This window comes from Marinicrinis lubricantis (assembly GCF_042658665.1).
In the GTDB taxonomy this organism is placed as follows: Bacteria; Bacillota; Bacilli; order Paenibacillales; family KCTC-33676; genus Marinicrinis; species Marinicrinis lubricantis.
In genome coordinates, this window is the sequence record NZ_JBHSQV010000114.1 from 1 (window position 1) to 8,539 (window position 8,539).

At 46.5% G+C, this 8,539-nt stretch carries 6 protein-coding genes and 2 pseudogenes; 6 read left to right on the plus strand and 2 right to left on the minus strand.

Going from position 1 to position 8,539, the window contains the following annotated elements:
* The 4 genes and pseudogenes from ACFPXP_RS22745 to ACFPXP_RS08885 form a co-directional block, all read left to right on the plus strand.
* Positions 1–153 (plus strand): annotated as a pseudogene (locus ACFPXP_RS22745) (IS4 family transposase); the annotation flags it as partial.
* 199 nt (positions 154–352) lie between these two features.
* Entirely contained in the window at positions 353–787 is a 435-nt protein-coding gene (locus tag ACFPXP_RS08875; protein WP_379893865.1) for a BlaI/MecI/CopY family transcriptional regulator, read from the plus strand.
* Positions 784–1,596 (plus strand): M56 family metallopeptidase, encoded by an 813-nt coding sequence (locus ACFPXP_RS08880; RefSeq protein ID WP_379893866.1) that lies wholly within the window; start codon positions 784–786, stop codon positions 1,594–1,596. Before ACFPXP_RS08875 ends, ACFPXP_RS08880 begins: the two co-directional genes overlap by 4 nt.
* A gap of 74 nt (positions 1,597–1,670) precedes the next feature.
* On the plus strand, positions 1,671–2,441 hold the full coding sequence (locus ACFPXP_RS08885; RefSeq protein WP_379893867.1) for a prolipoprotein diacylglyceryl transferase: 771 nt from the start codon (positions 1,671–1,673) through the stop codon (positions 2,439–2,441).
* Positions 2,442–2,535: 94 nt separating this feature from the next.
* On the opposite strand, the gene ACFPXP_RS08890 is transcribed toward ACFPXP_RS08885, so the two are convergent.
* Positions 2,536–5,874, minus strand: a complete 3,339-nt coding sequence (locus ACFPXP_RS08890) for an S-layer homology domain-containing protein (protein WP_379893868.1) — start codon at positions 5,872–5,874, stop codon at positions 2,536–2,538.
* A gap of 122 nt (positions 5,875–5,996) precedes the next feature.
* On the opposite strand from ACFPXP_RS08890, the gene ACFPXP_RS08895 reads away from it, so the two are divergent.
* Positions 5,997–6,542, plus strand: a complete 546-nt coding sequence (locus ACFPXP_RS08895) for a hypothetical protein (protein ID WP_379893869.1) — start codon at positions 5,997–5,999, stop codon at positions 6,540–6,542.
* A complete protein-coding gene (locus ACFPXP_RS08900) occupies positions 6,448–8,088 on the plus strand; it encodes a bacterio-opsin activator (RefSeq protein WP_379893870.1) in 1,641 nt (546 codons plus the stop codon). The genes ACFPXP_RS08895 and ACFPXP_RS08900 overlap by 95 nt, the downstream gene beginning before the upstream one ends.
* A gap of 324 nt (positions 8,089–8,412) precedes the next feature.
* Here the strand turns inward: ACFPXP_RS08900 and ACFPXP_RS08905 are convergent.
* A pseudogene (locus tag ACFPXP_RS08905) lies at positions 8,413–8,539 on the minus strand (transposase); the annotation flags it as partial.

The following is an 8,539-nucleotide window of genomic DNA, read 5'->3' on the forward strand; positions in this document are numbered from 1 at the left end:
TTACAACAACTGCTTGATCTGATCCACGAAGTCGCTTCAAAAGCAGGGAAAAAGCTTTCCACTCTGATTCAGTGTCAATTACAGCAATGGATCTCTGCTTTACCCAATTACATCAAGGCTTATCTGCTATTCCAAGCTGCGAAAGTTGAGTAAATAAGTCCGGATATCTCGCTAAGCCATCCATCATTTCATTCGAAATGACCCACTTGAAAATAGAGGTGAGAGGTATCAGAGAATATACCTTCTCCATTTGATTCCAAAATCACTTTCTGGGTGATTGTAAAATTCATGATTGACATGGAAAACATATCCATACTACAATTCGTAGTATGGAGTTTCTTGGAGGTGAAGCATGGTACAAATTAAAAAAATTAATATGGCTGAAGAAGGGTTAAATCGTTTTTTTGGGCCGCTAGAAGCTAGAATTATGGATATTTTATGGACTTCCGGCGATTTAAGCATCAAAGAAGTTCAAGTGATTTTAAGCCAAGAAAGCTCCATTTCTGTTAATGCGGTAATGACCGTGATGAACAGGCTGATGGATAAGGGGCATTTAACGAAAGCAGTCGTTGGAGGCGGGAGAAATCGTGTTTCGAAATTTTCGCCTATACAGTCAAAGGAACAGTTTTTGATGGAACAAACGAAGGCTTTAACCCAAAGTCTTGTCCAAGAATATGGTGGGCTTGTCGTTAACCATATGGTGGATGCGTTGGATGATGTCGATCCGGAGCTGATTAAGCGCTTGGAGACGAAATTAATTGAAATGAAAAACGGTAAATTGCCATGAAGCCAGAAATAAAAGTAAGGCTGCTCTTTTCCGTCATGTTGATGCTTGGCGTAACCCTTGTCACGATGATGGGCATCACCTTCGTCAAGCAATTTAGCAGCGCATCATTTCGAACTTGGGATATGTACCAAATGGCTGCTGCCATTCTTTTGAATCTGATGATACTTTTCACCTTTATTCGGATCGGTTGGCGAATGGTCAGGCAATCGATTATGTCCTATAAGTGGATGAGGCACTTTCGGTGTAATATTCATGAAGCGTTGACAAGGCATCTTCAGGATAAGTACCGTTCATGGGGAATTGAAATGATCGTCACTCAGGACGATGACTTCGTCGCGCTAACGATCGGCATGCTGCGATCGAAGATTGTGGTGTCGAGTGGACTATTTTCAAGGTTTGATGAACAAGAAATCGAAGCGATCCTGCTTCATGAGAGATTTCACCTCAGTAATCGGGATAATTTCAAGTTGTTTATCATGACTTTATGTACCGAAGGTTTCGGATATCTGCCTACAATACGGGTGATTTTCCGATATTTTGAGATATGGAAGGAATTGCTCGCAGACCGTTTCGCGATCAAGCAGATGGGAACGGAATATTATTTAGGCCGTGTCTTGTTCAAGCTAACCGCTGCTGGCGGAATTCAAAAAAGCGAAGTTGGGGTTCATTTTGCGGAAGCGGCGATGTCCTATCGAATCATGCAGGTGCTCGAACCCGAAAAGAAGATTCAAGTCCCCATGGCGATTGTTCGGCCTATGCTGCTTTTTGGTTTATTGCTGATTTTCTTCACGATAAGCGGGAGTTCTTAATCTCTTCTTTTTGAATAACCATACTACACGTTGTAGTATTGGTGATGAATTAATATTAGTTGAGGTGAATGTATATGAAAAATGAATTGTTCCATTTAGGTCTCTTGACGATCCACGCATACGGTCTCATGATTGCAATCGGCGTTTTAATCGCTTATAAAGTCGTGGTCTATCGAGCTGAAAAAAGAAAGATGGAGCTTTCCCCTATTTACGGTTTGATCATTTGGGGGTTGTTCGGAGGGTTTGTCGGAGCAAAGCTGCTGTATTGGATCACCCAAATCGAAGCGATTGTAGAACAGCCCAAGATGCTGCTGGATCTTTCTTCCGGTTTTGTTGTTTACGGAGGAATGATTGGAGGGATAGCAGCAGGCTGGTTGTATTGCAAGAAGCAGCGAATTCATTTTTTACGGCATCTGGACTTGTTTGTTCCTTCAATTGCACTCGCCCAAGGGTTTGGCAGAATTGGCTGCTTCCTGGCAGGCTGCTGCTATGGAGAAGAGACAGATCATTGGCTCGGTATCACCTATCATGAGTCTCATTTTGCTCCTCATGATGTGAAGCTCGTTCCTACACAACTATTTTCAAGTGTTTTTAACTTTATGCTATTTTTCATTTTGCTGGCGTTAGCCAGAAGAAAAAGAGCGGACGGATTCATTGCTGGAATGTACCTGCTGATCTATAGTGTCGGAAGATTTATCATTGAGTTTTTCCGCGGAGATGTCATACGGGGCAGCGTCGGCGCGCTTTCTACTTCGCAAGCTATAGCTATCCCTGTTTTCTTATGTACTTGCATCATCCTCATCTGGCAAGTTCGCCAATTCCGAGGCAGCCTAGTGAAGCACTAGCGGCGTTTTGATCGAGATGAATTTCTGAAAAAAGCCAAGTCAGCGGTCATGAATTAGTATCGCTGAATTGGCAATGATCTACATGCAATGTGGCTTATTCGTTGATAAATTGCAGATATTGCAGCATTCGTTTCAACACAGCAGCTGCTTCGGCGCGTGAGGCTAGTTTTTTGGGAGCGAAGGTTGTTTCGGATACGCCTTGAATTAATTCTGCTTCCAACAGCTGAATCATCGGTTCCTTCGCCCACTCTGCTATATCGCCAGCGTCAGTGTATGGTTCCAGCACGGAACGATTTGTCGTTTGCGGCAGGCTGCCGGCAAATTTCACCGCTCTTGCCATCATAGATATCATTTGCTCACGAGTAATGGCTTCATTCGGCCGAAAAGCCCCGTCTTCATCTCCGTAGATGAGTCCGGATTCATGTGCCGTCAATACGGATTCCGCGTACCAAGCCTCCGATTGCACATCAACAAAGGAAGAAACCCCTGACTTCTCAATTAGTCCGAGCGATCTGACAAGCATCGCTGCAAATTCAGCGCGAGTTACCTGCCGATCCGGTGCAAAGTGTTCCTGCGAAACACCATACAGGAGCAGTTTGTTCGTCAGTTTTTCAATTTCTTCATGTGCCCAGTGTCCTTGAATATCCGTAAAGCTTCGGTTAGAACTAACGACGGTATATAAGCTGTTATGCGGAGCATACATCGTGACTAAGGTCGCCTCGCCATGTCCCGTTTGGAAAACGGAGGGAACGAAATGTAGTTCGTCGTTCTCATCTACCCATACGGCTGTGGATGTGTCAGGATTCACATTCGAATCGAGTGTCATCGTTCGTTCAATATAGGTGTCTCCGAAGTCACTGAACGGTTTATCGTCGATATAGAAAGAGAAATCTATAGGATCAGCCAGCATCAAAATCTCCTTCTCTTGTAGCTTCGCATTTATTTCGCTGCTAGTCGATTCTGATGCTTTCGAAATAGCTGCTGTTATGATTGCCTCGTTAGAAATCCCTTCCCAGATGTGGAGCGGAAGCGTAATGCTTGCTTCGTTCACCCGAAACAGCAATGCCGAATTCGGATCGTTCCGCAGCACATCCTGCACTGCCGCCGAAGGCAGATCGACTTTGATGATCGGATCCGTATGGTCCACTTCTAATACAGCGATGGGATTCGAATCGAACAGTGCAAGCACTTGAGATGCGTCTAAGATGAGACGTGTGACGGGACGTCCATCATTGGCAGTTTCCTCTACGATTTTAACCCTGACGTCTTTGCCGTTCATTTTAACATTCATATTGGAATATGAAGACGGCGCCAGGATGACATTAGGGATATCTTCGTCCATAACGACGGTGGTCATCACAATTCGGCCAACATCGACCGTTCCCCCTGCGGTGACGTCTACTTGGATTTTTTTTGTCTGGTAGCCAGCCGCGGTGAAAGTCATCGTATGGCTACCATCGGTGATGTCATTCAATATGAAACTGCCTCGGCTGTCGGTTGTCGATTGTATGTTATCGGCGGTTACGAATACTCCGGGCAGCGGGTTATTTCCAGAGCCGTATACCGTTCCAGTCACCGTACCAACAGGAGAAGTCGCTGGTAGTAAGGTCAATACGATGTTCCCAGTATCGATCGTTCCTCCCGCCATGACATTCACTCTGATCTCTTTCGTCTGATAACCGGCAGCAGAGATCGTAATAGTCTGCGCTCCTTCGGCGACGTCATGCATTGTGAACCTTCCTTCACTGTCGGTCGTTGTCTGACTTCCATTGATGGATATCATCACACCGAACAGCGGATGATGTTGTTCACCGTATACTGTCCCTGTAACCGTACCTACGGTAATTGGTTCCGAAATATCCTCAAAAATGTGGGCGGGCTCCAGCTGAATGCTGCGCCAAGCCTGAATGTGCAGCAGGTTATCGACCTCGTAGACGGTAAGATAGCTGCCCGAACTCACATTCGGAATATCGCTGCCGATCAAATAAGCGAATGCGTCTGCTGGAAGAGAATCACCGACGAATGGCTGCTCCGGTGGGGAGCTGTTGATCTTGTAAGCAAAAGTATGATTCGGTTGATTTGGCACTGCCGTGACTTTTGTAGATCCGGATGTGATGAATGCTGCAATATCCGGTGCTTTTTCCCTAATGGTTAACAGAAGGGTGGCATTGGCCTCGGCAGAGCCGGCATCGGTTGCCGTTATGTGTATATTGAAAGTACCCGATTCTTCAGGTATACCCTGCAGCATACCGGAGCTGCTCAGTGTCAGGCCGTTCGGCAAACCGATCGCGTTCCAGGTTATCCCGCTTGCTGCCCCGTCGAATGCCGCAAGAGACATAGAATATGGGGCATCTTTCACGGCGTCCGGCAATGTCGTTGTTAGAATGGACGGCCTCAAATAAGGATAGCCATCATTCACATCCGGATGAATGGTCCACGTGTCCGTGAAATCCCAGCCCGCAAGCTCATAGGTTGATTGCTGCTGCATTTCCGCTGTGGTCTTGGCTGCAGCACCGCTCGTATCATTGTCGGAAGAGCTATTTTGAATTCCAATTGTCTGTCCGGTAGTTTCTGTATCGAAAAAGGAGCTGAGAACGGAACTATTCATATAGAAGCCAGACACAAGGCCGCTGTAAATGACATTTATGCCGGTACTTGGAGTATCGATATGACCGGTTACATAAGTGTTTTGGATGGTTCCATTGATGGTGTATGTGGTTATGCCGGCGGACCAAACATGAGAAAGATGCTGTTCATTAGAGACGGAACCTCTTGCATAGGAGTCACGAATGGTACTTGTTCCGATCGTTCCAACCAAGCCTCCCACAGTGATATTATTTGCTGTAGCTCCAACAACGGAAGCAGTGGAATAGGAACGGGATATCGTCGAATGGGTCGCCCCTCCAACCAATCCGCCTGTTTCGGTGATCGTCGTGCTGCCATAATTGCTCCTTACGCTTCCAAACGAATAGGAACGATCGATACTTCCCTCGCTTAGCCATCCGACTAGTCCACCTGTAATAAAGCCACTGTCAATGTCAACTTCGACACCGAGATTTTGAATGGTTCCGGAAGCGAGTCCAAAGAATCCAGCGTACTTCAGATTACTGTCTGTGATGGTAATTCCTGAAATCAGATAACCTCTCCCATCGAACGTACCGCTAAAACTATCATAGTCATTGCCTCCTAAAGGGATCCATTCATAACCGGATAGATCGATAGAGTTCATTAATTGTATATTCTGGGAGAGATATTGCTCTTGATGTTCGTCTACATAAAGGAGCTGCTGAGGTGTAGATATCTGGACCCAACCATCCAAGATGGGAGGAGGTGACGGGCTTGCATCTGCATAGGCCCTTGGGGTGTATAGCATGGTTTGGCTCACCATAGCCAAAATAATGAACGAAGCTAGCATTGCGGACAATCTTCTCATACTTCATATTCCTCCGTTACGTAACACTAGAGTTTTATCGATATATTTCATAATATAGTATAAAGGGTATACCCAATGTTTCATTTTTGTTTCAAATTTATCCCTGGAAAGAAGAGTGCGGAATGAAACAAGTGCCTAAAGAAAAAAGCTTCGACCACCGGCGTGTGATTGGATTGGATAAAGAGCTGGAGCGGTTGGAGCATTGGATGACAAATCCTTGCCCTGAGACACTAATTTTTTCGATTTCCGGGATCGGCGGCATAGGCAAAACGACGCTTCTGATGGAGATGGCTGCGATGTCAAGGCAAGCTTCTCTGCTGACATTATGGTTGGACGGGCAAGTCGATCTGCCTACGTCTGCTTCTTTTTTGTCCGGTATTGAGATGGGGTTGGAAAGTGAATATGGAAGAAAAAGAGATCCGGCAACTCCATTATTGCTATATATTATTTCTGAATTGTCGCGACAGCGAACGATTCTATTGATAGATAACTGGCGAAGGATTAGAAAGACTGGAGGGGTGGCTTCTCTCCAGCTTCCTCCCTCAGCTTCGGTCTACCGGGATGCTTCTCATTATGGCTTCCCGAAACGAGCTGCCAGCCAAATGGCGGATGAATCCATATTGGAGAAATCGTATACAACGATTTCCATTAAAGCTGTTTACGCGTGAAGAAGTTCATGAGTATTTGCAGGGAAGCGGTTTGGCTGCCGATGTTCAGGTGGATATCGCACAAAACTCCGAGGGCCATCCTCTGCTCCTGGCTCTAACGGTTGATTTACTGCGTTCTCAAGAAGATGGGGCGATGGAGAACGATGAAATTCCGACGATATTGAGCGCCGAGCTGCTCAGAGAGGTTGCTTCGTCAGTACATTATGACGCATTAACGGTTCTATCGCTGCTGCCTGCAGCCGATCAGACGATGATCAATCATTTCTTGGAGCTGCCGATCACTTCCACAGAGTATCACCTGCTTAGCGGGCTGTCATTTGTCCGACCTACACCCCAAGGTCTGACCTTACATCATGTCGTATCTCGATTGCTGCGAGACGATTATGCGCGCAGGGCCCCAGATAAGTTTAAAGATCTTCGCCAAAAGGTGTTCCAGCGGCTGGCTGAGCTTTTCCATACGGTAGACCAACGTCTGCAGAGGCGCATCGCGTCTCACGTGCTGGAGCTTTATAGGGAATTCCTTCCTTCCGCTCATGCGTACGTGAATTTTTCTTCCCGTTATAAGCCTAATGAAGACAGCCGGTTCCAACCGGAGGATCTGCCTTATTTACATCGTTTTTTGGCCGCATCGATAAATCAGTCCGATTGGCAGTCGGAGTTCGCCAAATCTGAAGATTATCATGAACTCCTTGAGGATATTGCGGTACATAGTCCAGAGGGAATTTGTGTTGTGCGTGATGAAGTGGGTAAACCGCTCGCCTTCTGCGCGGGGATATGGCTTCATGCCATGACTTTATCCTTACTGGAACGATACGCACCTGGAATGTTGGGGATTGTAGGAGAGGATTTGGAGGAGCTACGTCTTCTTCCACCAGATACACCAGATACGCTATGCGTATTATTAGCGGCTGTGGATGTAGGACATTCGCTTTACCGTTCGGAAGAGCTTGGCGCGCTGCTTATGCAGCAGTGGTTGATACATATGACAAGCGGATTGAGAGGGATTATCGTTACAGCCGATGTGCATCTCAATTCTTTGCTGCCGATTCTAGGATTTAAGCAGAGGGATTCTATTCCAATCGAATTCGGCCCTTTCGATGAAACGATTGTCACGAAATGGGAGCTGGATTTCCGGCAAACCACTTTTGATGAGTGGGTGAAGCTCGTGATTCAGCAAACGAGTCCTGTCACGGAGGAGCTAGAAGCTCAGCAGTCGAATGAGGCCGTTGTGGATATTGACGGAAGTGAGGCGAAGCAGATACTCCAGCATCTATTTAATATACGCGAGCTTGAGCAGCTTTCCGTCACGAAGCGGCTGAATTGGGCGGGGACCGTGATTCAAAGGAAAGTACAAGAGCTTCTTGCAGCAGAGCAGCCTCGTAGTCCGCTAACTCCGTTGGAGCAGCAAATATTACGTGCCGTCTATATACAGAAGGATCGGAATAAGAACCAACTCGCCGAAATGTTTCACATGAGCCGCACCACTTTTTACTGTCATTCACAGACGGCCTTGCAGCATTTTGCGTACGTTCTGACTCGGTCATGATGGTTGCGATATAACTTGCTGTGGCGCTTTTTTACAATCCATGATCAGTAAATGATGCTATGCTAGGGATATCAAATCTTGTTATGAGGTGAACAAGGTGGGGAAATCCGGGGAATTGCCGATTCTATTATTCAGCACGCAGGAAGAGTTTGAGCATTGGCTTGAGCATAATCATGCTTCTGCACCGGGTGTGTTCGTACATATTGCGAAAAAGGGATCGGATACGGCAACGGTTTCTTATGCAGAGGCACTGGAAAGCGCATTATGCTACGGATGGATCGACAGCCGCAAGGAGAAGTATGATGCGAATACTTGGCTGCAGCGCTTAACGGACAGTGAACAGTTTCGTGTCTTCGAGGCGGCCCATGCAGCCTCACATAGTGCGGTTTTGGAGTGAGGGTTGCCTTTCACCGATTTTGTACTTTTTTTTTGCCAGCACTTTCGTGATTTC